Source organism: Stenotrophomonas sp. SPM (assembly GCF_003105135.1).
In the GTDB taxonomy this organism is placed as follows: Bacteria; Pseudomonadota; Gammaproteobacteria; order Xanthomonadales; family Xanthomonadaceae; genus Stenotrophomonas.
This window is the reverse complement of sequence record NZ_QETL01000062.1, coordinates 1-23,527: the sequence shown is the minus strand read 5'-3', so window position 1 is coordinate 23,527 and position 23,527 is coordinate 1. Positions and strand designations below refer to the sequence as shown.

General features: G+C 66.2%; 20 protein-coding genes and 1 pseudogene. 9 read left to right on the top strand and 12 right to left on the bottom strand.

Going from position 1 to position 23,527, the window contains the following annotated elements; translation table 11 throughout:
- Nucleotides 1–288: 288 nt before the first annotated feature.
- The 8 genes from galU to cmk all read right to left on the bottom strand — a co-directional run bounded on the left by galU (nucleotide 289) and on the right by cmk (nucleotide 8,595).
- On the bottom strand, nucleotides 289–1,170 hold the full coding sequence (gene galU, locus DCO49_RS13320) for a UTP--glucose-1-phosphate uridylyltransferase GalU (protein ID WP_116864436.1): 882 nt from the start codon (nucleotides 1,168–1,170) through the stop codon (nucleotides 289–291).
- The gene (locus DCO49_RS13315; protein WP_116864435.1) at nucleotides 1,171–3,081 is read right to left on the bottom strand and encodes a nucleoside-diphosphate sugar epimerase/dehydratase; all 1,911 of its coding nucleotides are present in this window, start codon (nucleotides 3,079–3,081) and stop codon (nucleotides 1,171–1,173) included.
- Between the two features lie 15 nt (nucleotides 3,082–3,096).
- The gene (locus tag DCO49_RS13310; RefSeq protein WP_116864434.1) at nucleotides 3,097–4,074 is read right to left on the bottom strand and encodes a glycosyltransferase family 4 protein; all 978 of its coding nucleotides are present in this window, start codon (nucleotides 4,072–4,074) and stop codon (nucleotides 3,097–3,099) included.
- A gap of 3 nt (nucleotides 4,075–4,077) precedes the next feature.
- Nucleotides 4,078–5,256 (bottom strand): lipopolysaccharide assembly protein LapB, encoded by a 1,179-nt coding sequence (gene lapB / locus DCO49_RS13305; protein WP_116864433.1) that lies wholly within the window; start codon nucleotides 5,254–5,256, stop codon nucleotides 4,078–4,080.
- Nucleotides 5,257–5,262: 6 nt separating this feature from the next.
- Nucleotides 5,263–5,547: a lipopolysaccharide assembly protein LapA domain-containing protein gene (locus tag DCO49_RS13300; protein ID WP_099821260.1), complete on the bottom strand. Its 285-nt coding sequence runs from the start codon at nucleotides 5,545–5,547 to the stop codon at nucleotides 5,263–5,265.
- A 77-nt stretch (nucleotides 5,548–5,624) separates the two neighbouring features.
- Entirely contained in the window at nucleotides 5,625–5,930 is a 306-nt protein-coding gene (locus DCO49_RS13295; protein WP_005409286.1) for an integration host factor subunit beta, read from the bottom strand.
- Nucleotides 5,931–6,019: 89 nt separating this feature from the next.
- Nucleotides 6,020–7,705: a 30S ribosomal protein S1 gene (gene rpsA / locus DCO49_RS13290; protein ID WP_012510790.1), complete on the bottom strand. Its 1,686-nt coding sequence runs from the start codon at nucleotides 7,703–7,705 to the stop codon at nucleotides 6,020–6,022.
- Between the two features lie 212 nt (nucleotides 7,706–7,917).
- Nucleotides 7,918–8,595, bottom strand: coding sequence for a (d)CMP kinase (gene cmk, locus DCO49_RS13285; protein ID WP_116864432.1), 678 nt, complete (start codon nucleotides 8,593–8,595; stop codon nucleotides 7,918–7,920).
- Nucleotides 8,596–8,792: 197 nt separating this feature from the next.
- Between cmk and ykgO the strand changes: the two genes are divergently transcribed.
- From ykgO to DCO49_RS13250, 7 genes are all read left to right on the top strand, one after another.
- Nucleotides 8,793–8,918 carry a type B 50S ribosomal protein L36 gene (gene ykgO / locus DCO49_RS13280; protein WP_054656844.1) on the top strand — a complete coding sequence of 42 codons (126 nt, stop codon included), beginning with the start codon at nucleotides 8,793–8,795 and terminating at the stop codon, nucleotides 8,916–8,918.
- A 149-nt stretch (nucleotides 8,919–9,067) separates the two neighbouring features.
- Complete coding sequence (locus tag DCO49_RS13275; protein ID WP_108746517.1) at nucleotides 9,068–9,397, top strand: hypothetical protein; 330 nt, start codon at nucleotides 9,068–9,070, stop codon at nucleotides 9,395–9,397.
- A gap of 39 nt (nucleotides 9,398–9,436) precedes the next feature.
- Nucleotides 9,437–10,474, top strand: a complete 1,038-nt coding sequence (locus tag DCO49_RS13270) for an agmatine deiminase family protein (protein WP_116864431.1) — start codon at nucleotides 9,437–9,439, stop codon at nucleotides 10,472–10,474.
- A 223-nt stretch (nucleotides 10,475–10,697) separates the two neighbouring features.
- On the top strand, nucleotides 10,698–11,585 hold the full coding sequence (locus DCO49_RS13265) for a carbon-nitrogen hydrolase (protein ID WP_108768610.1): 888 nt from the start codon (nucleotides 10,698–10,700) through the stop codon (nucleotides 11,583–11,585).
- Between the two features lie 14 nt (nucleotides 11,586–11,599).
- Nucleotides 11,600–12,130 carry a GNAT family N-acetyltransferase gene (locus DCO49_RS13260; protein WP_108768609.1) on the top strand — a complete coding sequence of 177 codons (531 nt, stop codon included), beginning with the start codon at nucleotides 11,600–11,602 and terminating at the stop codon, nucleotides 12,128–12,130.
- The gene (locus DCO49_RS13255; RefSeq protein WP_165835727.1) at nucleotides 12,123–13,355 is read left to right on the top strand and encodes a TraB/GumN family protein; all 1,233 of its coding nucleotides are present in this window, start codon (nucleotides 12,123–12,125) and stop codon (nucleotides 13,353–13,355) included. The genes DCO49_RS13260 and DCO49_RS13255 overlap by 8 nt, the downstream gene beginning before the upstream one ends.
- A gap of 49 nt (nucleotides 13,356–13,404) precedes the next feature.
- Nucleotides 13,405–14,250: a phytanoyl-CoA dioxygenase family protein gene (locus tag DCO49_RS13250; protein ID WP_116864429.1), complete on the top strand. Its 846-nt coding sequence runs from the start codon at nucleotides 13,405–13,407 to the stop codon at nucleotides 14,248–14,250.
- Nucleotides 14,251–14,312: 62 nt separating this feature from the next.
- Here the strand turns inward: DCO49_RS13250 and DCO49_RS13245 are convergent, their stop codons facing one another.
- Genes DCO49_RS13245 through DCO49_RS13235 form a run of 3 tightly spaced genes read right to left on the bottom strand, consistent with a single transcriptional unit; the run spans nucleotide 14,313 to nucleotide 22,077 of the window.
- The gene (locus DCO49_RS13245) at nucleotides 14,313–17,396 is read right to left on the bottom strand and encodes an efflux RND transporter permease subunit (protein WP_116864428.1); all 3,084 of its coding nucleotides are present in this window, start codon (nucleotides 17,394–17,396) and stop codon (nucleotides 14,313–14,315) included.
- Entirely contained in the window at nucleotides 17,393–20,857 is a 3,465-nt protein-coding gene (locus DCO49_RS13240) for an efflux RND transporter permease subunit (protein ID WP_243402741.1), read from the bottom strand. The genes DCO49_RS13245 and DCO49_RS13240 overlap by 4 nt, the downstream gene beginning before the upstream one ends.
- 56 nt (nucleotides 20,858–20,913) lie before the next feature.
- Nucleotides 20,914–22,077 (bottom strand): efflux RND transporter periplasmic adaptor subunit, encoded by a 1,164-nt coding sequence (locus DCO49_RS13235; RefSeq protein ID WP_116864426.1) that lies wholly within the window; start codon nucleotides 22,075–22,077, stop codon nucleotides 20,914–20,916.
- A gap of 207 nt (nucleotides 22,078–22,284) precedes the next feature.
- Between DCO49_RS13235 and DCO49_RS13230 the strand changes: the two genes are divergently transcribed.
- Together DCO49_RS13230 and DCO49_RS13225 are read left to right on the top strand one after the other, a co-directional pair.
- The gene (locus DCO49_RS13230; protein WP_116864425.1) at nucleotides 22,285–22,674 is read left to right on the top strand and encodes a c-type cytochrome; all 390 of its coding nucleotides are present in this window, start codon (nucleotides 22,285–22,287) and stop codon (nucleotides 22,672–22,674) included.
- A 9-nt stretch (nucleotides 22,675–22,683) separates the two neighbouring features.
- Nucleotides 22,684–23,145 (top strand): cytochrome c, encoded by a 462-nt coding sequence (locus tag DCO49_RS13225; protein WP_079221603.1) that lies wholly within the window; start codon nucleotides 22,684–22,686, stop codon nucleotides 23,143–23,145.
- A 153-nt stretch (nucleotides 23,146–23,298) separates the two neighbouring features.
- Here the strand turns inward: DCO49_RS13225 and DCO49_RS13220 are convergent.
- Nucleotides 23,299–23,527, bottom strand: a pseudogene (locus DCO49_RS13220) (ABC transporter ATP-binding protein); the annotation flags it as partial.

Genomic DNA, 23,527 nt, shown 5'->3' with positions numbered 1-23,527 from the left:
ACGGTCGAAAGACCTGGATCCACACGGTCGCCCACGCCGGGCTCTCGGCACCTAAAGTGCCAGATCGGCAAGAGATAAGATCCACGCCATGCGTGGATGCTCTTGCTGTAGAGCCGGGGTCAGAGTCCTTTGCTGCGCAAAGGGATCTGACCCCAACAAGCAACCCCAAACGAAAAAGGCAGCCATGGGCTGCCTTTTTCTGCTTTTGCTCTTGCCCTTGATTCCGCCCTTCCCGCCCCCGCCTCCCAGGCTATACAGGGAGGCGCTGCACGGAGCGCTCGAAAACCCTCACTCTTCCGCCAGCATCTCCGTCAGCTTCGCGCGCGCCGGCTTCGCCAGCTTCTTGTTCTCCAGCGCAAAACGGATCGTCGCTTCAACCAGACCCAGATGGGTGCCGCAGTCGAAACGGGTGCCCTCAAAGCGGTAAGCATCCACTTCCTCGGTCGCCAGCAGCGAAGCGATCGCATCGGTCAGCTGGATCTCGCCGCCGGCGCCGGTGCCGGTGGATTCCAGCAGCTCGAAGATCTTCGGGCTCAGCACGTACCGGCCGACCACGGCCAGGTCGCTCGGTGCGTCCTCCGGCTTCGGCTTTTCCACGATCTCCGAGATGCGGCCCTTGCGGCCGTCGAACGCCTCGGTCGCCACGATGCCGTAGCTCGCGGTGTTCTCGTGCGGCACGTCTTCCACCGCGATCACGCTGGCACCGCTGGCCTCGTTGAGGTCGGCCATCTGCTTCAGCGCGCCGTCGCCGCGGTTCCAGATCAGGTCGTCGGGCAGCAGCACGGCGAACGGTTCGTCACCGATCACCGCCTTCGCACACAGCACCGCATGGCCCAGGCCCAGCGCTTCGGCCTGGGTCACAAAGACCGCGCGCACACCCTCGGGCAAAACGTGGCGGATCATCTCGAGCTGCTCGTGCTTGCCCGCACGCTCCAGCTTCTGCTCAAGCTCGTACGCCTTGTCGAAGTAATCGGCGACGGCGTGCTTGTAGCGGTTGGTGATGAAGATCAGGGTGTCACAACCTGCCTCGATGGCCTCATCAACGGCATATTGGATAAGCGGACGATCGATGATCGGCAGCATTTCCTTCGGAACCGTCTTGGTTGCCGGCAAAAAGCGCGTCCCGAGCCCTGCCACTGGAAAAACAGCCTTACGAATTCGCTTGCTCATTTAGTGCCTATTGGCCTCACGTGCCGGAAAGGGAACCACTTTAGCGGAGGAGATGTAAGCGTCCTGTTCAATCGGAGAGAACTCCGGCATGGTCGCGAACAGGATGTCCCGAATCGTATCAGTGTCGTACTCGGCGATAGCGTCACGCAGTCTCGGCACGTTGCCCAGCACGATGTCGCGCGAGAACGTGCGCACGCCAGCCTCCAGCACCTTGGGGTGCGAGGTCGGCCGGTAGTCCTCGTCCGAATAGAACAGCGTCTCGTGCAGCTTCTCGCCCGGACGCAGCCCGGTATAGATGATCGGAATGTCCTTGTACGGCTGCTTGCCGGCCAGGCGGATCATCTGTTCGGCGAGCACGCGGATCGGCACCGGCTCACCCATGTCCAGGGTGTAGATGGCACCGTGCGATGCCGATGCCGCCGCCTGCAGGATCAACTGGCAGGCTTCGGGGATCGTCATGAAGTAACGGGTCACTTCCGGATCGGTCACCGTGATCGGGCCGCCGCGCAGGATCTGCTCGCGGAACAGCGGCACCACGCTGCCGGCCGAGTCGAGCACGTTGCCGAAGCGCACGGTCACGAAACGGGTGCGCGTCGACTTCTGGTCCAGGCTCTGGCAGATCATCTCGGCGTAGCGCTTGCTGGCGCCCAGTGCGTTGACCGGGTCGACCGCCTTGTCGGTGGAGATGAACACGAAATGCTCGACGCCCGCTTCCATGCACGCCCGCGCCACGTTCTCGGTCGCCAGGATGTTGTTGCGCACGGCTTCGCGCAGCTGGCGCTCCAGCACCGGCACATGCTTGTACGCGGCCGCATGGAACGCGGTATCGACCGGGTGCAACGACAGCGCGTGGCGCATCACCGCCGGGTCGCCGACGTCGCCGAGCACGGCTTCGATCTCTACGTCTGGGAAGCTGCGGCGCAGCTCGGCCTCGATGGTCAGCAGCAGCAGCTCGCTCATTTCCAGCATGACGATGCGCCCGGCACCGTGGCGCGCGCACTGGCGGCACAACTCCGAACCGATCGAGCCGCCGGCACCGGTGACCATCACCGTGCGCCCGCCCAGCCAGCCGCGGATCAGGTTCCAGTCCGGCATGATCGGCTTGCGGCCGAGCAGGTCCTCGATGGCCACTTCCTTCAGCTGGCCCGGCAGTGACTGGCCCTGCAGGATGTCGCTCAGCTTGGGCACGGTGCGGAACGGGATGCCGGTGCTCTCGCAGATGGCCACCACGCGTTGCATGCCCACCGCATCCAACGACGGAATGGCGATGACCAGCAGCTTGGCCGCGGTTTCGCGGGCCACGGCCGGGGCATCATCGAGGGTGCCCAGGATCGGCAGGCTCTGCAGCTTGGCGCCACGCAGGTGCGGGGCATCATCCAGCAGGCCGACCGGCTCGAAGTTGCCCGAGCGGCGCAGGTCGCGCACGAGGGTCTCGGCGGCCTGGCCGGCGCCCAGGATCAGCACGCGACGCGCGGTCGAATCGGACTGCAGCGCCTGGTAGTCCTTCCACGCGCGGTACAGCAGGCGCGGCGCGCCCAGCAGCGCCGACAGCGCGAACGGATAGATCACCAGCACCGACAGCGGCACGCCGTTGAAACGCTTCCAGGCCAATACCAGGACGATGGCGACCAGGCCGACGAAACTGGCCTTGAAGATGTTCAGCAGGTCGCTGACGCTGGCGAACCGCCACAGGCCGCGGTACAGGCCCACGCGCCAGAAGACGATGCCCTGCAGCGCCAGCACCAGCGTCGTATCCACGTTCCACAGGGGCAGCGACGGGGCGTCAGGCAGGATGGAGTAACGGCCGGCATGCAGCAGCTGCCAACAGGCCCAGACCATGAACAGGTCATGGCAGACGATGGCCGTGCGAGGCAACAGGCCAAGAATTCTGTCCCGCCAGGGTGAAGACATATTTCGCGTAATTCCTTATCGGTTGCGCAATCCATTGCGCAGGAGGAGCCAAAGCAGGGCCAGCGCGGAAATCCACGCGACCGCTACGACAGCCTCCCACCTCGGCTGCAATCTGGTGCAAACATAGAACACTGTGATGCTGAACAGGCCTACAACAAAGTACATCCCTGTTACCTGGGCGTGGCTGGCTCCTGCCTGCACCGCGCGTTGGTAGACGTGCTGGGTGTGGGGTTCCATCCAGCGCTGTCCGGAAAGGATGCGCGCCAACAGCGTGAAGCCCGCGTCCACAAGGAACGGGGAAATGGGCACCAGCAGCAGCAACCAGTTGATTTCCGTACGTAGCGCGGCCACGGCCAGCACCACCGAGACCGCATAGCCCAGCGCGCCACTGCCCACATCGCCCATGAAAATGCGCGCTTTCGGGAAGTTGAATGGCAGAAAACCCACGCAGGCCAGGCCCAGCACGATGGCGACAAGCGAATACGGCCACGGCAGCACGATGGCGAAGCCGAGTGCAGCAACGACCGCCTGGCTGCTGGCGATGCCGTTGATCCCATCCATGAAGTTCCAGATGTTGATCAGCGAGGCGGTGAACACCAGTACCAGCAGGGCCAGCAGCCAGCTGCCGCCCTGCACCTTGACCAGCGCGGCCAGCAGGCCGGCGGCGATGAAATGGACCAGCAGGCGGCGCAGCGCCGGCAGGGGCCGGTGGTCGTCCCACCAGCCGATGCCCGCCACCAGCACCAGGCCGAGGCTGGCGACCAGCAGGCTGGGCATCGCCACCGGCCACGCCCACATGGCAGCAACCGCGGCCACCAGCAGGCTGATGACGATGGCGATGCCACCGCCGCGCGGGGTCGCCACGCTATGGCTGCGGCGTTCGCCGGGCTGGTCCATCAGCCGGCGGCGCAGCGCGTAGCCACGCGCCGCCCAGGTCAGTGCGGCGCTGAGCAGGGCCAGCCCCAGCAGCGCGGCCATCACCAGCCAAGCCATGGCTCAGAGCACCGCGTAGTTCAGCAGCGGCTTGACCGTGCCCCATTCCTTGCAGCTCGGGCACTGCCAGTGGTGGGTACGCGCACCGAAGCCGCAGCGCGTGCAGCGGTAGGCCGGGTTGCGCACCAGCAGCTGGTCGGTGATGTGCTTGAGGTCGTGCAGGGTGGCGGTGGAGTCCGCGCCTTCGGCCAGGGTCAGGTCGATCAGCGCCGATTCGCCGCGCACCGACGGGCGATCCTTCAGCTGCCGGCCCAGGTAGGCGCGCGCCGGAGCCACACCCTCCTGCTCTTCCATCAGGCGGGTCAGTGCCAGCACCGGGGCGATGCCGCGGTAGTGCTCGGTCATCTCCGACAGAAACGCACGCGCGCCGCCGAGGTCGCCCACCTTGCGGTAGTTCTCCATCAGCGCCGGCAGCAGCTCGGGCAGGTACTCGGGATCGTTGCGCGCGGCACGCTCGAAGGCGCGCACGGCGGCCTCGGCATTGCCGGCATCGGTTTCCAGGCGGCCTTCGATGATGCCGGCACGCACCGACATCGCATCGGCCTGGTAGGCGCGGGCGATGGCCGCCCTCGCCTCTTCCAGTTTGCCGGCGCCACGGAAGCGCTCGGCCAGCTCGCATTCGAACTGCCCGATCAGCTTGCCCATCGGCTCGCCGGTGACATCCTCGAAGCGGGTGGCGTTGTCGATGGCCTTTTCCCAGTCGCGCTCGGCCTGGTAGATGCCGATCAGGTGCTTGAGCGCCTGCGGTGCACGCTGGTCCAGCTGGGCCAGTTCGGTGAACACGGTTTCGGCGCGGTCCAGCAGGCCGGACTTCATGTAGTCCTCGCCCAGCGCCAGCAGGGCCTGCACGCGCTGCGCGTCGCTCAGGTCGTTGCGGTTGACCAGGCCCTGGTGCAAGCGGATCGCGCGGTCCACTTCACCGCGACGGCGGAACAGGTGGCCCAGCGCGACCTGGGTCTCGAAGGTTTCCTTGTCCAGCTCGGCAATGTGCAGGAACAGCTCGATGGCCTTGTCCGGCTGCTCGTTGAGCAGATAGTTCAGGCCGCGGAAATAGGTGCTGGACAGGTGGCTGACCTGGTTGTCGCCATGGCGTTGCCCGCCGCGCCGTCCAATGACCCAGCCGGCCAGCGCCGCCAAGGGAAGGAACAGGAAGAACCAGAACCACTCGGAAACGAATTCCATCTTCGATCAACGTCCATCAAACGATTGGGAGGGGGCCACCGGCGCCGACGGTGCAACCGCCGACTTGTTGGCACGGCGCAGCTGGCTGTAGAGCGGAATGACCACGCTTACCAGCACCAGGCCAGCACCGACCACGACACCGATCAGCAGGGCGGCAATCAGCGCCACGCCGACGGACGTGTTCAATTGGGTAAACAGCAGGTTGATCGACATGGCCGTCATGTTGACCGCACCGATGATCAGACCAAGGATCAGAACAGCCAGCAGGACCAGCAGACGAAAAACTTTCATGCGACAGCTCCAGTGGCAGGAGGTCGTAGCTTATCCGACTCGCCGCGGTATTCGCACGCGGTGACGCGACGGGACACTCAGGCCGGATCGGCGTCCAGCGGCAGCACGCTGCTGACCCGCTCACGCAGTTCCTTGCCCGGCTTGAAATGGGGAACGTGCTTGCCCGGCAGGGCGACCGATTCGCCGGTCTTGGGGTTGCGGCCCAGGCGCGGCGGACGGTAGTGCAGCGAGAAGCTGCCAAAGCCACGGATTTCGATGCGATCCCCTGCAGAAAGGGAACCGCCCATCATTTCCAGCAACGACTTCACCGCCAGATCGACATCATCGGCCTTCAGGTGCGCCTGGCGGCGCGCGAGGATTTCGATCAGTTCGGATTTGGTCATTGCCGGCTCACATCAGGGGTCACTCACCCTGAAACGGCCCGGGCAGGATGCCCGGGCCGTCCAGGAAACAACGTACAGCGTAAGGCCGATTACTCGGACTTGTTGCCGCTCAGCTGTGCACGCAGCAGCGCGCCCAGCTGGGTGGTGCCGCTGGCAGCCGAGGAGGACTGGTATTCCTCCAGCACTTCGCGCATTTCCGCGTCGTCCTTGGCCTTGATCGACAGCTGCAGGGTACGGCCCTTGCGGTCCATGCCAACGAACTTGGCTTCGACCTTGTCGCCGACCTTCAGGTGCTGGGTGGCATCGTCAACGCGCTCGTTGGCGATGTCGCGTGCCGAGACGTAACCTTCGATGCCGTCAGCCAGCTCGATGATCGCGCCCTTGGCGTCGACTTCCTTCACCACGCCTTCGACCTTGGAGCCCTTCGGATTGGCAGCCATGTACTGGCCGAACGGATCCTGCTCCAGCTGCTTCACGCCCAGGGAGATGCGCTCGCGCTCCGGATCGACAGCCAGGACGACGGCGTCCAGGGTATCGCCCTTCTTGAAGTTGCGAACGATGTCTTCGCCAGTGGTCGCCCAGCTGATGTCGGACAGGTGAACCAGACCGTCGATGCCGCCGTCCAGGCCGATGAAGATGCCGAAGTCGGTGATCGACTTGATCTGGCCCGACACCTTGTCACCCTTCTTGTGGGTGGCAGCGAAGGTTTCCCACGGATTGGCGGCAACCTGCTTCATGCCCAGCGAGATACGGCGACGCTCTTCATCGACGTCCAGCACCATCACTTCGACTTCGTCACCAACCTGCACAACCTTGGACGGGTTGACGTTCTTGTTGGTCCAATCCATCTCGGAGACGTGCACCAGGCCTTCGACGCCCGGCTCGATCTCAACGAACGCGCCGTAATCGGTGACGTTGGAGACCTTGCCGAAGACGCGGCTGTTGGCCGGGTAACGACGGGCGATGTTATCCCACGGATCTTCGCCCAGCTGCTTCAGGCCCAGCGAAACGCGGTTGCGCTCGCGGTCGAACTTCAGCACGCGCACGTCCAGCTCGTCGCCGACGTTCACGACTTCGGACGGATGGCGCACGCGCTTCCATGCCATGTCGGTGATGTGCAGCAGGCCGTCGATACCACCCAGGTCCACGAACGCGCCGTAGTCGGTCAGGTTCTTGACGACACCCTTCAGGATCGCGCCTTCCTGCAGCTTGTCCATCAGCTGCTCGCGCTCTTCCGAGTGCTCGCTTTCGACGACAGCGCGGCGCGAAACCACGACGTTGTTACGCTTGCGGTCCAGCTTGATGAGCTTGAACTCGAGTTCCTTGCCTTCCAGGTAGGCCGGATCGCGCACCGGGCGCACATCGACCAGGGAACCCGGCAGGAAGGCGCGGACATCCTTGATGTCCACGGTGAAACCACCCTTGACCTTGCCGCTGATGCGGCCGGTGATGGTTTCGTTCTTTTCCAACGCTTCTTCCAGCTCGTCCCACACCATCGCGCGCTTGGCCTTCTCGCGCGACAGGACGGTTTCGCCGAAGCCGTTCTCGATGGAGTCGAGGGCGACCTTGACGATGTCGCCTTCGGCGACGTCGATTTCGCCAGCGTCGTTACGGAACTGTTCGATCGGCACGATGCCTTCGGACTTCAGGCCAGCGTTGATCACCACGACGTCGCCGCGGACTTCAACAACGGTACCGCTGACGATGGCGCCCGGCTTCAGCTTGGCCAGGTTGGCCTGGCTGGCTTCAAACAGTTCGGCAAATGATTCGGTCATTAGATTTACTCTGTTGGACACATGGGTCGGTTGGCTTCCTTCCGGGGACATGCCCCACTGAAGACCGTTACCGCCCGCCTGTTGGTCGACCCCGGAAAAGCAGGTCGTGTGTAGTAGGAAAACCGCCACGCATCATTGCGCGACGGAGCTGGTACAGCACTGCTATGCGCGACCACCACCGGTGTTGCTGGTGGCACTCCCGCGCGAACGGATCAGGCAGCCGGAACCGGAAGCAGATCCATCACTCGGGCAACGACATCATCGATGCCGATGCCTGTGGTGTCGATGAGGACAGCATCGTCTGCCGGCTTCAGGGGCGCCACGGTACGCTGGGCATCACGGGCGTCGCGGGCCATGATCTCGCGCAGGAGGTCTTCAAAGTTAACAGAAACCCCCTTGTCTTTCAACTGCTTATGCCGGCGTTCGGCGCGCTCCTCGGCACTGGCGGTCAGGAAGACCTTGTAGGGAGCGTCCTTGAAGATCACCGTGCCCATGTCGCGGCCGTCGGCGACCAGGCCCGGCAGCTCCCTGAATGCGCGCTGGCGCTCCTTCAGGGCTGCACGGACCTCAGGAATGGCGGCAATGGCCGAGGCCAGCGCGCCGGTGGTCTCCAGGCGCAGCTCGTCGGTGGCGTCGGTGCCGTTGACCATGACCCGCATCGATTCACCCTGTTCAACAAACTGAACGTGGGTGTCGAAGGTGCAGCGCACCAGTGCCGAGGCATCGGAGGTATCGATGTCGGCCCAGCTCGCGGCCACGCCCACCGCCCGGTACAGGGCGCCTGAATCCAGGTAATGCCAGCCCAGGCGGCGCGCCACGATGCGGCTGATGGTACCCTTGCCGGCCCCCGAAGGGCCGTCGATGGTCAGGACGGGAGCGAGTGGATTCATGGGGGTCCTAGCGCGTGTGAAGGGGCCATTCTAGCCCCTGCCCAAGGCCCCGCGCAGAGACTTTCGCGCAACCACTTGAAACGACGACAAAAAGCCCGGTAGAATGGCGGGCTTGAACGAGCGCCAACTGCCGATTGTCTTGCGCATATCGCGGCCACGCTCCACCCGAACAACTACTGTTTACGCCGAGGTATGCCATGAAAATCCTGTCCTCCCTGAAGTCGGCGAAGGCCCGTCACCGCGACTGCAAGGTCGTCCGTCGTCGTGGCAAGATCTTCGTCATCTGCAAGTCGAACCCGCGTTTCAAGGCGCGTCAGCGCTAAGCCTCACGGCCTCCGGGCCGCGGCTGGTCCCACGCGGGACCGACCCGATGCAAAAAACCGCCTTCGGGCGGTTTTTTGTTGCACGCAGCTTTTTTTCCTGCCGTTTTTTGCTGTAATCGCCTTTCTTGACCACTGGGGAGTAGATCGAGATGAAGCGTTACCTGAGCACGTTGGCCGTCCTGGCCACCCTGGCCGCCGCCACGCCGGCGCTGGCCGATACCCTGCTGGTCGACCGCGCCGCTGAAAAGCCGGCCGGTGCCCTGCCCGTCCGTGGCCAGAGCATGCAGCAGGTGCAGTCGCAGTTCGGCGCGCCGAGCGAGCAGCTGCAGCCGCGCGGCGGGCAGAAGCGCCAGTGGCCGACCATCAACCGCTGGGTCTACCCGCAGTTCACCGTCTACTTCGAGAAGCAGAAGGTGATCGACGTGGTGGCCAACAAGGCGGATCCGAACGAGATCGGCCCGAAGCCGCCGATCCGCTGAACCCCCTACCCGCCGCTGGCGGGCCTGTGTAGCGAGACCATGAACCAGACCCTTCGTTTTCCTGCCGAATGGGAAGCCCAGAGCGGCGTCCTGATTGCCTGGCCCACCGCCGACACCGACTGGGCCGACCGCCTGGGCCAGGTGGAGGAGACCTACATCGCGCTGGTCGCGGCCATCACCCGCTTCCAGCCGGTGCTGATCTGCGTGGCCGACGACGATGTGGAGACCTATGCCGAAATGCGGCTGCGCTCCAACCGCATCGACATGGAGCGGGTCCGCTTCACCACGGCGGCCTATGACGATACCTGGCTGCGCGACTCCGGCCCGATCACCCTGCGCCGCGCCGACGGCAGCTTCCAGCTGCTGGACTTCCGCTTCACCGGCTGGGGCGGCAAGTTCGACGCCACCCTGGACGACCAGCTGGTGGGCGCGCTCGACCAGGCCGGCGTGTTCAACGACGCACCGGTGCGCAGCATTCCGTTCGCGCTGGAAGGCGGCGGCATCGAGACCGACGGTGAAGGCACCCTGCTGACCACCTGGAAGTGCCTGCACGAGCGCCACCCGGACCGCGACCGCGCCAGCCTGACCGCGGACCTGGCCGACTGGCTGCAGCAGGACCGCGTGCTGTGGCTGGACCACGGCTACCTGGAAGGCGACGACACCGACGCCCACATCGATACCCTCGCCCGTTTCGCCTCGCCTGACAGCATCGTCTACCAGGCCTGCGACGACGAGGCCGACTCGCATTACGCCGAACTGCAGGCGATGGGCAACGAGCTGGCCGCGCTGCGCACCAAGGATGGCCAGCCGTACCGCCTGTTCCCGCTGCCGTGGGCACAGCCGGTGATCGACGAAGGCCGCCGCCTGGCTGCGTCGTACGCCAATTACCTGATCGTCAACGGCGCGGTGCTGATGCCGGCCTACGGCGACCCGGCCGATGACCTGGCACGCGACGTGCTGGCCCAGGCCCACCCGGGCCGCGAGATCGTGCAGGTACCCTGCCGCTCGCTGATCTGGCAGAACGGCAGCCTGCACTGCATCACCATGCAGCTGCCGGAAGGGCTGTTGAAGGCCTGACGGATGCCGCTGGGCCCCGCCCGGCGCTCCCCTTGTAGAGTCGAGCCATGCTCGACTGGCTTTTTGTAGAACCGAGCCCACGCTCGGCTGGCCGCTCGCGCGATCGAAGCAGAACGCAGCCGAGCATGGGCTCGGCTCTACAACACCGGCCATTCAGCGCGCGACACGCCGTCGCCGTCCATCCGCGCTAACATGCTGGTTTTCCCCCGCAGGAACACCCCGCATGAACTCGCGCAGCCCCCTTACCGTCGCCCTGATCCAGGAGCGCAACCACGGTGACGCCGCCGCCAACCTGGCGGTGATCGAAGCACGCGTGGCCGAGGCGGCTGCGCAGGGCGCGAAACTGGTGCTGCTGCAGGAACTGCACAACGGCCCGTACTTCTGCCAGCACGAGTCGGTCGACGAGTTCGACCTGGCCGAGCCGATTCCGGGCCCGAGCACCGAGCGCCTGGGCGCACTGGCGAAGAAGCATGGCGTGGTGCTGGTCGGCTCGCTGTTCGAGCGCCGCGCCGCCGGCCTGTACCACAACACCGCCGTGGTCTTCGAGAAGGACGGCACCCTGCTGGGCAAGTACCGCAAGATGCACATTCCGGATGATCCGGGCTTCTACGAGAAGTTCTACTTCACCCCGGGCGACATCGGCTTCACCCCGATCGACACCTCGGTGGGCCGCCTTGGCGTGCTGGTGTGCTGGGACCAGTGGTACCCGGAAGCGGCGCGCCTGATGGCGCTGGCCGGTGCCGAACTGCTGCTCTACCCCACCGCCATCGGTTGGGACCCGGACGACGTGCAGGACGAGAAGACCCGCCAGCGCGATGCCTGGGTGCTGAGCCACCGCGGCCACGCCGTGGCCAACGGCCTGCCGGTGCTGAGCTGCAACCGCGTGGGCCACGAAGCCTCGCCGCTGGGCGCGTCGGGCATCCAGTTCTGGGGCAACAGCCACGTGCTCGGCCCGCAGGGCGAATTCATCGCCGAAGCCGGCACCGATGCCACCGTGCTGGTCTGCGACGTGGACCTGCAGCGCAGCGAGCATGTGCGCCGCATCTGGCCGTTCCTGCGCGACCGTCGCATCGATGCGTACGGTGACCTGCTCAAGCGCTACATCGACTGAGCCGGAGACCTGCCATGGCCGTCCTCATCCGTGATGCCGGCCCGGCCGACATCGCTGCGATCACCGCGATCTACGCGGTGGAAGTCACCGATTTCGTCAACACCTACGAGTACGACGTGCCCGACCAGGCCGAGATGCTGCGCCGCATGCGCGACATGCTCGACCGGGGCTTCCCCTACCTGGTCGCCGAGATCGACGGCCAGGTCGCGGGCTACGCCTACGCCAACACCTACCGCACCCGCGTCGCCTACCAGTGGACCGTGGAGAACTCGGTCTACGTCGATGCCGCCTTCCAGGGCAAGGGCGTGGGAACCGGCCTGCTGCAGGCGCTGATCGATGCCTGCGTGGCGCGCGGCTACCGGCAGATGGTGGCGGTGATCGGCGAGCCGACCAATACCGCATCCATCAAGCTGCACGAACGCTTCGGCTTCCACCTGGTGGGCGTGTTCAAGGGCCTGGGCCGCAAGCACGGCCGCTGGCTGGACACCGTGCAGATGCAGCGCGCGCTCGGCGATGGCGCCGACACCGCACCTTCCAATGAATGAATCCATGACTGAAACCCTTCCCGAAACCGGCGACGATCTGTTCGCCGGCCAGCCGGTGCGCGTCGTTGAACGCGACGGCGTGCGTTACACCCTGCTGGGCACCGCCCATGTGTCCCACGCCAGCGTCGAGGCGGTGGAAAAGGCCATCGACAGCGGCCGCTTCGATGCGGTGGCGGTCGAGCTGGACCCGCAGCGTCTGCAGGCGCTGAGCGACCCGGATACGCTGGCCAAGCTGGACCTGGTGGAGGTGATCCGCAAGGGCCGCGTGGCCCTGTTTGCTGCCAACCTGGCGCTGTCGGCCTACCAGCGCCGCCTGGCCGAACAGCTGGGCATCGAGCCCGGTGCCGAGCTGAAGCGCGCGGTGGACCTGGCGCGCGAGCGCGGCCTGCCGGTGCAGCTGATCGACCGCGAAGTCGGCCTGACCTTCCGCCGCGCCTCGCAGCGTCTTGGCTTCTTCGGCAAGCTGAAGCTGGTGGCCGGTCTCGGCGCCGGCCTGTTCTCCTCGGAGGAAGTGGGCGAGAACGAGATCGAGAAGCTCAAGCAAGGCGACATGCTGGAATCGAGCTTTGGTGAGTTCGCCAGCGAAAGCCCGGCACTGTACGAAACCATCATCGGCGAGCGCGACCGCTACATGGCCACGCGCCTGCGTGAGGAACACAACCCGCAGCTGCGCGAAGTGCTGGCCGTGGTCGGCGCCGGGCATCTGGCCGGCCTGGCCCGCTACCTGGAAACCGACACCGCCGAACCGGCGCCGCTGCGCGCGGAGCTGGAAGCGGTGCCGAAGAAGCGCAACATTCCGTGGTTCACCTTGGGCATCCTGGCCATCGTGATCACCGGTGTGGGCGTGGGCTTCTACCGTGGCGGCCTGGGCGTGGGCACCGAACTGCTGGCGACGTGGGCGATGTACACCGGCGGCCTGGCCGGCATCGGCTGCCTGCTGGCCGGCAGCCACCCGCTGAGCATCCTGACCGCGATCGCAGTGGCACCGTTCAAGCCGTTCCGCCTGAGCATTCCGACCGGTGCGTTCTCGGCGCTGGTCGAAGCGCGCCTGCGAAAGCCGGCCTACGAGGACTTCCTCAAGCTGCGTGACGATGCGCAGAGCCTGAAGGGCTGGTACCGCAACCGCGTCACCCGTGTGGTGCTGACCTTCATGCTGACCAACCTGGGCAGCATGCTCGGCCTGTGGCTGACCGCCGGCAAGGTATGGGGGAAGGTGGCGGGGTAACGCCCCGCCAGCGCCTGGTTACACTCGTTTCCAAAGGAGGAACACAGCGATGGATGCATACGACGCGCTGATGCGCGATGGTTACGTGGTGGTACGGCAGGCCATCGCGCCGGCCGTGGTTGAAGATATCAATGCCCGCATCGCGCTGTTCAAGCGGCGCAATGCGAAGGCGGTCTCGCGTAACCTGGATGACCACCAGCGCCTGTACCGCGTGGTCAACTTGCACCTGGTGGTGGATGCCATCACGGGGCTGCTCACCCACAACCCGGCGATCGACGTCTGCGACCGTTTTCTGGGCGAGGCCACCACGCTCTACACCAGCCTCTACTACGAACGCGGCTCCGAGCAGGCGCTGCATCGCGATACGCCGATGTTCTGCACCTCGCCGGGCGAGAAGTACCTGGGCGTGTGGACGGCGCTGGATGCGGTTGATGATGCCAATGGCCCGCTCCGCGTGGTGCCCGGCAGCCACCTGCTGCCGCCCATCGACCTGCAGGCGCTGCGTCGCGAGGTGTTCGGAGACGGGCCGGTCAGCCCGATGGCCAGCGAGGGCTGGAACGCCTACCAGGCAGCGGTTGCGCGCCAGTGCGAGGAAGCCGGCCTGCAGTCACAGCCGGCGCACGTACAGGCGGGTGATGTGATCGTCTGGCATCCGCAACTGTTCCATGGCGGCGCCCCGCATCCGTCCGCCGGCACCCGCCGCAGCGTGGTGATGCACGTGACCCCGAAGTCGATGCCGGTCGGCCACATGGATGTCTTCTATGGCCAGACGCCGCCGCCGGAAAAGGCGCCGTGGCGCTACTACCGGCGCGGCCGGCGCGAGATCGCCCGCTTCGGCCATGTTGATTTCGGGCATGAGTACACCCGGCGCACGCTGTTCCTGCGCAAAGCCTGAAAAAAAGGGGAGACCGCCCCACTACGACCGGTCTCCCCCCACCACAAACACGTTGTCGTGCGTTACACGCGGGCAGCGCCCGGTTCCACGATGTCCAGCCCGCGCGCGCGACGGATCAGCCGCGTGACCGCACTGCGCAGGTCATCCAGCACCGCGTAGATGGTCGGCAGGAACAGCAGGCTGACCACGGTCGAGAACGCCAGGCCGCCGGCAATCGCACGCGCCATCGGGGCGTATTCCGGACCATCGCCGAACATCTGCGTGTTGGTCAGCGAGATCGGCACCATGGCCAGGATCGCCGTGCCCATCGTCATCATGATCGGCCGCAGGCGCTCGCGTGAGCCTTCCACCAGCGCCTGGGTGCGGCCCATGCCGCCGCGGCGCAGGTTGTTGATGTGCTCGATCATCACGATGCCGTTGTTCACCACCACGCCCATCAGCACCAGGATGCCGATGAAGGACATGATCCCGAACGAGGTGCCGGTGATCCAGAACAGCCAGAACACGCCGAAGATCGAGAACAGCACGCCGCTCATGATCGCCGCCGGGAACAGCAGCGACTCGAAAACCGCCGCCATCACCACGTAGATCATCACCAGCGCGATGAGCAGGTTGAACACCATCTGCTGCATCGCCTCGTTGTCGTTGCCGTAGTCACCGCCATCGAAAGTGAAGCCATAACCGGCCGGGAAGCTCATCGGCGTGAGCACCGCTTCCATGGCCTTGCGGCCATCGGGTGCGGTGACCTTCTCGGCCAGGTTGGCCTTGATGGTCAGGGTGGTCTGGCGGTTGGTGCGGCCGATCTGGGTGGCCGAGGAACCCACGTCCACGCTGACCAGGCTGAGCAGCGGCACGCTGCGGCCATCACCGGTACGCACGCTGTAGCTGGCCAGGTCTTCGGGGCTGCTCTGCTCGGCGCCGGCAAAGCGCACCCATACCGGCACTTCATTGTCGCCACGACGGAACTCGCGCAGCGGCGCACCCCGCAGGGCCAGGCCGACGAAGCTGGCCACCTGCTCGGCGTTGAAGCCGAACGCCGCGGCGCGCTCGCGGTCGACGTGCACCTTCAGCTCGCCGCCCTTTTCGCCATTGTCGATGCGCACGTCGCGCAGCTCGGGGCGCTGGGCCAGCAGCGGCAGCACTTCCTGACCGATCTCCTGCAGCATGCTGCTGGAGTCACCCACCAGCTGCACCTGCACGCCCTGGTTGCCGTTGCCCCCATCGCCGCCCTGGTTGCCGACGAAGTAATCGGTACGCGCCGACTTCGGCAGGCCCTTGCGGATCTCCTCCTGCAGCGCCTTGATGTCCTTCGCGTACTTCTCATCGATGGTCACCGTGGTCGAGCTGCCTTCCTGCTCGCTGTACCAGGAATAGACCTGCTGCACGTGCAGGCGCTCGCGGTTCTGTTCCACCCAGGCTTCGACGCGGGCCACTTCCTCGGACATCTGGCGGTAGGTGTAGGCGCCCTTCCACATGTAGCCGATGAAGATGTCCTTGCCACCACCGCCGCCGAACATGTCGACCTTGGTCAGCTTCATCGGCACCAGGCTGACCAGCACCACCAGCAGGATGCCGAGCAGGCTCCAGCCGCGATGGCGGAGCGACCAGTCCAGCAGGCGCGCATAACGGCGCTGCAGGCGGGCGATGACGCCGGTCTGAGAGTGCAGCAGCTTGGGCGTGGCCATGCGCGCGGACAGCATCGGGATCAGGCTGACCGCCACCAGCCACGAGGCCAGCAGCGAGACCGAGATGGTGATCGCGATCTGCGCCATGAAGATGCTGATGTTGTTGGTCTCGCCGAACAGGTTGGGCACGAACACGATGCAGTGGCAGAGCGTGCCGGCGCTGAGTGCGATGGCCACGTTGCGGGTGCCGATGATCGAGGCCAGCCGCGGCTGCCCCGGCATGCGCTCGCGTTCCTGGTAGATGCTTTCCACCACCACCACGGCGTTGTCCACCAGCATGCCCACGGCCAGCAGCAGGCCCATCATGGTCAGGATGTTCAGCGTCACCCCGGCGAAGTACATGAAGCCCAGGGTGATGGTGAAGCAGATCGGGATGGCCAGGGTCACCATCAGGGTGGACGGCCAGTGGCGCAGGAAGAAGAACAGCACGGTGACCGACAGGATCAGGCCGACCGCACCGGCCTCGGCCAGTTCCAGCAGCGAGGAGGTGACCGCCTTGCCCTGGTTGTCGATGACCTTGATCTGCACGTCGCGCATCGAATCCTGCGCGCGGATCGCTTCGACCTCGGCCAATGCGGCGCGCGAGACATCCACCAGGTTGGCGCTGCGTTCCTTGAAGATGTCCAGGCCGATGGCCGGGTTGCCGTCGAGGCGACGCCCGTAGTTCATCCGCGCCGGCTTCAGCCGCACCTCGGCGATGTCGCCCAGGCGCAGGCCCTTGGCGTTGATCACCAGGTCACGCATTTCCTGCAGGTCGGTGATCTCGCCCACCGGCTGCACGCGCACGCGCTGGCCGTTGTCGTTGATCTGCCCGGCCGAGATCGAGAAGTTCAGCGTGCGCAGGCGGTCGCTGAGTTCGTTGATGCTCAGGCCGTGCGCGCTGAGCCGATCGGGATCGATGGCGATCTCGACCTCGTTCGGCGGTGCGCCGGTGATGTCCACGCGGGCCACGCCCGGGATGCGCTCGATGCGCCGCTTGAACTCGCGGTCGAGCATGTCATAGGCGGAGGTCAGGTCGGTGGCACTGGCCAGGCGCACCTTCAGCACCGGCTGGTCGCTGCTGGACCACTTGAACACGTTGTAGCGCTGCAGGTCGTCGGGCAGGTCGCTGCGGATCGCATCGATGCGTTCGCGGGCATCGGAGGCGGCGATGGCGATGTCGCGGTCCCAGTCGCTGAACTCGATGAAGATCGAGGCCGCTTCCGAAGTGGCCTGCGAGCGCATGCGCTTGATGCCGGTCATCGTCGCCAGTGATTCCTCCACCGGCCGGATGATGGTCCGCTCGACCTCTTCCGGGGTCGAGCCGCTGTACGGGATCTGCACGAACAGGAAAGGCGCGGAGATGTCCGGCAACGCTTCCAGCGGCAGCCGGAACGAGGCGATCAGGCCGACCACCACCAGCGACACGAAACACATGATGGTGGTGACCGGGCGGCGGATGGAGAACTCGGCGACGCTCATGCCGGTTCCTCCGCGCCGCCGCGGTGGCCACCCTCGGCCGCGTGCAGGCCTTCACCGGCATGCTTGCGGCCGCGCTCGCGGTAGTAGGCATCGCCGCGGCGGTCCATCAGGTCGTAGACCACCGGGATGACCAGCAGGGTCAGCAGGGTCGACACCAGCAGGCCGCCAATGACGGTGATCGCCATCGGCGCGCGCACTTCGGCGCCCTCGCCCATCGCCACCGCCAGCGGCAGGAAGCCGAACAGCGTGCACAGAGTGGTCATGATGATCGGCCGCAGGCGCGAACGCGCACCTTCCACCAGCGCCTCGTGCTTGGCCACGCCGGCCTCGCGAAGCTGGTTGACCTTGTCGATCAGGATGATCGCGTTCTTGGTGACCAGGCCAACCAGCAGGATCAGGCCGATGAACACCACCACCGAGATCGGCTTGCCGGTCAGCATCAGTGCCAGGATCGCGCCGACCAGGGCCAGCGGAATGGTGAACAGGATGACGAACGGATGCAGCAGCGATTCGAACTGCGAGGCCATCACCAGGTAGACCAGGAAGATGGCCAGGCCGAAGGCGAAGATCAGCGACGTGGCGGCCTGTGCCAGCTCCTCGCCCTGGCCGCCGATATGCAGGCCGACGCCCGCACCCAGCGGCTGCTCGGCCACCATGTGCTGTACTTCGCGCATGGCCGCGCCCAGGTCGATGTCGCGCAGGTTGGCCGAGACCACGGCCACGCGGGTCTGGTCGGCGCGATGGATCTCGCTGGGGCCGGTGGTGGCGACCACGTCGGCGACGGCGTCCAGGGTGACCGGGCGACTGCTGCCCGGGTTGACGATCAGCCGGCGGATGCTGTCCACGCTGGCACGGTCACCTTCCTGCGCGCGCACCAGCACGTCGATCTTGCGGTCGCGGAAGCTGTAGCGGGTGGCCACGTCGCCACGCACCTTCTTCACCACCACATCGGCGATCTGGCGGGTGGTAAGACCCAGCGCACCGGCGCGTTCCTGGTCGAAGCGGATCTGGATTTCCGGGAAGCCCTCTTCCACCGTCGACTTCACGTCGGCGTAGTGGGCATTACCGCGCAGCAGCGCGGCCAGACGCTGGCCGGCCTGCTCGAGGGTGGCCATGTCCTGCCCGCGCAACTCGATTTCCAGCGGCGTGGAGAAGCTGAACAGTGCCGGCCGCGCGAAGTCGACCTGCGCACCGGGGTGCTGGCCCATGGTGTCGCGCAGGCGCTCGGTGATCTCCGCCTCGGTGCGGGCATTGCCGCCGCCTTCCATCACCACGGTCAGCTTGCCGATGTTCTCGCCGCTCTCGGTCGGGCTGGCATCCAGCCGCGTACCGCTGCCGCTGACGCCGTACAGCGAGGCCACGCCTTCACCATTGCCGTGGGCCAGCTGCAGCTCGCGCACCAGTGCGTCGGTCTGCTTCAGCGGGGTGCCGGCCGGCAGCTTCACGGTCATTTCGAAACGGTCCTGGGCCAGCTGCGGAATCAGGTCGGCACCCAGCATCGGCACCAACGCCATGGTGCCAACGAAGGCCAGCGCGGCCATCGACAGCACTTTGCCTGGGTGCGCCAACGCGTTGGGCAGCAGGCGCAGGTAGCCGCGTTCGGCACCGGCGTAGGGCTTCATCGCGATGTCGCTGGCCTTGCGCATGACCGGCCCGACCACGGCGACCACGCCGCGCCACACGCGCACCACCAGCCAGGCCAGGGCGAAGAAACTCCAGCGCACGCCGGCCACGAAGCCACGACGGCCCAGCGCGACCGGCTTCTGCCAGCGGCTTTCCGGGCGCCACGCTTCGGCGGCGGCTTCTTCCGGGAAGGCCAGCGGCGGCCGGCCCTTCAGAGAGCTCAGCATCGGGATCAGGGTCATCGACACCAGCAGCGAAATCGCGATGGCGATGGCCACGGTCAGCGCCTGGTCGCGGAACAGCTGGCCGGCGATGCCATCGACGAACACCAGCGGCAGGAACACCGCGATGGTGGTAAGGGTTGAGGCGACCACTGCCATGCTGACTTCGCGGGTGCCGACGATGGCCGCCTGCAGGATGCCCAGGCCGCGTTCGCGCGCCTTGGCGATGCTTTCCAGCACCACGATCGAGTCATCCACCACCAGGCCGGTGGCCAGCGCCAGGCCGCCCAGCGACATCACGTTCAAGCTCAGGCCGAGCTGGCCCATGAAGAAGAACGTGGCGATGATCGAGACCGGCAGCGACAGGCTGATCACGAAGGTCGACCAGCCATCGCGCAGGAACAGGAAGATGATCAGGATGGCCAGCAGGCCGCCGATCACCGCATCCTTCTTGACGTCACTGATGGCGTGCTCGATGAAGCGCGACTGGTCCTCGATGGTGGTCAGTTCCGCATCGCCGGGGAAGGTGGCCTTGATCTGCTCCAGGCGCTTGCGCAGCGCCTCGGCGGTGGCCACGGTATTGGCGTCGCCTTCCTTGTAGATCGCCAGCTCGACCGATTCCTTGCCGCCCAGGCGGATGATGGCTTCGCGTTCCTTGTAGCCCTGGCGCACGCTGGCCACGTCCTTCAGGCGCACCGGCACGCCGTTGGCGACCACGCTGGAACCACCACCGGACGAGGCACTCTGCGCCGCCGACGCCGCAGCGACTGCCGCAGCCGAGCCGGTGGACGCGGCAATGTTGAACATCTGCTGCAGGGCCGAATCGGCCGCGCTGCCGTTGGACGACTGGGTGGTGACCAGCAGGTTGCGGATATCTTCCAGATCGGCGAACTGGTTGACGGTACGCACGAGGAAGCGCTGCGAGCCCTCCTCCAGGCGGCCGCCGGAGATGTTGATGTTCTCTTCCTTCAACCGCTTGATGACGGTGTCAATGGGCAGGTTCAGCTGGGCCAGCTTCTGCTGGTCGATGTCCACCTGGATCTCATCCTCCAGGCCACCGCCCACCTTTACCGCGGCCACGCCGGTCACCGGTTCCAGCTTCTTCTTCAGGTCTTCGTCGGCATAGCGGCGCAGGCCGGTCAGTTCGCGGATCGCGTCTTCATCGCTGGCCGGGGTGGCCTTGGTCGACAGCACCAGGCGCATGATCGGCTCGGTGGACGGATTGAAGCGCAGCAGCACCGGAGCCTTGGCCTCCAGTGGCAGGTTCAGCGCTTCCATCTTGTCGCGCACCTCCAGGCTGGCCTGGTCCATGTTGGTGCCCCAGGCGAACTCGAGCACGACATCGCTCTGCCCAGTGCGCGAGACCGACTTCAGCTTGCGCAGGTTCTTGACCACGCCCACCGCTTCTTCCACCGGCTGGGTGATCAGGCTTTCGATTTCGGTCGGTGCCGCGCCGGTGTATTCGGTGCGCACGGTGAGCGTGGGATAGCTCAGATCCGGCAGCAGGTTGACCTTGAGGTTGCCCAGCGCGATCAGGCCGAACAGCAGCAGCGTGACCGTGCACATGGCGATGGTGACGCGGCGGCGGGTGGCGAATTCCACCAGGCCACCGCGCATGCCGGCAGCGGCGCCGTCGCCGGCCGGCGAGGCACCGTGGTCGTGTCCCGGGGCGCTCATTGCTGGCTCCCGGCCTTGTATGCGGGCTTGGCGGCGGCGGTGACCGCAGCCGGCTTTGCCTTCGGGTTGGCCTTGGGATCGGCGATGACCTGCACGGCGGTGCCGTCACGCAGGGCGACCTTGCCGGCGGTGACGATCTGGTCGCCGGCAGCCAGGCCGTCGCGGATTTCCACCCACGGCCCTTCGGCATAGCCCAGCTTGACCGGCACGCGAGCCACCTTGCCTTCGCGCACGCGGAACACTGCCGGCTCGCCGTCGTCCAGCAGGGCCAGGCGCGGCACCACCAGGGCGTCGGCGCGCTGGTCGTAATCGATGCGGATGCGCCCGAACATACCCGGCTGCAGCGCGTGCTCGGTGCCGTTGAAGGCGCTGACCACGCGGAAGGTGCCGCTGCCCGAATCCACCACCGGAGCGATCCGGTCCACCGTGCCGGTGAAGCGCTTGCCCGGCAGTGCGTCGGCCGACAGCACGACCGGCTGGCCGGCGCGCAGGGTGGCCAGCTCGCGCTCGGGCACGTTCAGGGTGGCCTCCAGCTGCGAGTTGTCGACGATGCGGAAGATCGGCGTGTTGATCTGCACGAAGTTGCCGGTCTTGATCGACCGCGAGGCGATCACACCGGAGATCGGCGCCACCACCGTGGTGTAGGACAGTTCCAGCGTGGCCAGGCGGTACTGCGCGCGCATGTTTTCCAGGTCGTAGCGCAGCTGGTCGACGTCGGAGGCACTGACCATCTGCTGGCCAACCAGCTTCTGTGCACGCTGGTAGTTGTTTTCCAGCTTGCGCATCTGCGCCTCGCTCTGCGCGACGGCCAGGCGTGCGCGGTCCGGGTCCAGGCGCACCAGCGGCTGGCCGGCGGTGACCCGCTGACCCTCCTCGACCAGCACGGCCAGGGCCACGCCGGAGGTCTTGGCCACCACCTGCGATTCGGCGCGAGGTTCCAGTGCGGCGGTGCCAGTGTAGCTGGCGGCTACGGCGCGGTGGCTGGCCACGGCCACTTCCACCGGCACGGCGTCGACCTTCTTCTCGTCCTTGGTTTCAGCCGCCTTGGCATCGGCGCTGGGGCCGGCAGCGCAGCCGCCCAGCAGCAGGGAGGTGGAGATCAGCAGGGCAGCGGCACAGAGTCCAATGCGGCGGCCGGGCAGGAAGATTGGGTGCGACATCGTCAGATCCCTGGAGGATGCGTGGGCAGGTGTGGTAGCAAAGTAATGCACCACTTCACGGCAACACCATATCCCAAAGGTCATGGTGTCTTCACGCCGCTGGTCGGCCCGCCCCCCATTTCAGCTAGATGAAACCTGAGGCTATACTCGGGTCGTTCCGTACCCCACGCCGGAACGACCAGACCCGAATCCCCGGATAACGACATCATGCGCCCGCAGCCGCTCGCCGCTTGTCTCGCTCTGGCCGTCCTCCTGCCCCTCGGGGCCGCCGCACAGCCCGCTTCTGCTCCTGCAGCACCCGCCCCGGCTCCTGCCCAGGCCACCCCGCCCGCTGCCGTCGCTCCGGCCGGCAACTTCGACAATGGCCGGGTGCTCGCCTATACCTGCCAGGGCTGCCACGGCATCACCGGTTACAAGAACGCGTACCCCAGCTATCGGGTACCGAAGATCGGTGGCCAGACCCAGCAGTACCTGACCCAGGCCCTGACCGAATACCGCCAGGGCAAGCGCCGGCATCCGACGATGCAGGCGCAGTCGATGAGTTTCAGCGAACAGGAGATCGCCGATCTCGCTGTTTACCTGTCCACCGTCAAGTAAGGCCCGCCCATGTCGAAAGCCGCGCACACGATGCGTCACGCCATCGCCCTGTCCGTTGCCCTGCTGCTGGCGGCCTGCTCGCAGTCGCAGGTGGAAAGCAGTGAGAAGTCGGCCGGCGATCCCGGCCATGCCAGTGGCGAACACGGTTCGTCCTCCTCGGCCGGCCTGCCGCCGGGCCGCGAGGCCGCCGGTGAAGCCCGGGCCAAGGTGAAGGGGAAAGCGACCAACCAGAGCTGCATTGATTGCCACGGTGCCGACGGCAATGCGCCGATCGACCCGACCTACCCCAAGCTGGGTGGGCAGTACGGCGATTACCTGGCCCATGCCCTGCAGGCCTACCGTGCCGGCGACCGCCAGCACGCGTTGATGACCCCGCAGGCGAAGGATCTGAGCGACCAGGACATCGCCGACCTGGCCGCGTACTTCGGCAGCCGGCCGAGCCAGCTGCGGGATCTGCACGGGGTGAAGTAGCGCCGGGCGTATGCTCGGCTGCCCTTGGGTAGCGCCGGGCCATGCCCGGCGGAATGCAGGAGCGCCGCGCTGCGCGCTCGCGGGGCATGGCCCCGCGCTACCCGTATATCGCGTCGTGAACCAACACCGCGCCGGGCGGGCGCGGCTCGGCAATCAGCCTTCCAGCTCTTCCCAGCGCGCGTACGCCGCATCCAGCTCGGCCTGGACCTTGGCCAGCTGCTGGGTATGCGCGGTCACTTCGGCGCTGCTGCGGGTGTAGAACGACGGGTCGTTCATTGCTGCGGTCAGGCCGTCCACGTCGCCTTCCAGCTTCTCGATGGTCTTGGGCAGCTGTTCCAGCTCGCGCGCTTCTTTGTAGGCCAGCTTGCGCTTGGGCGCGGCC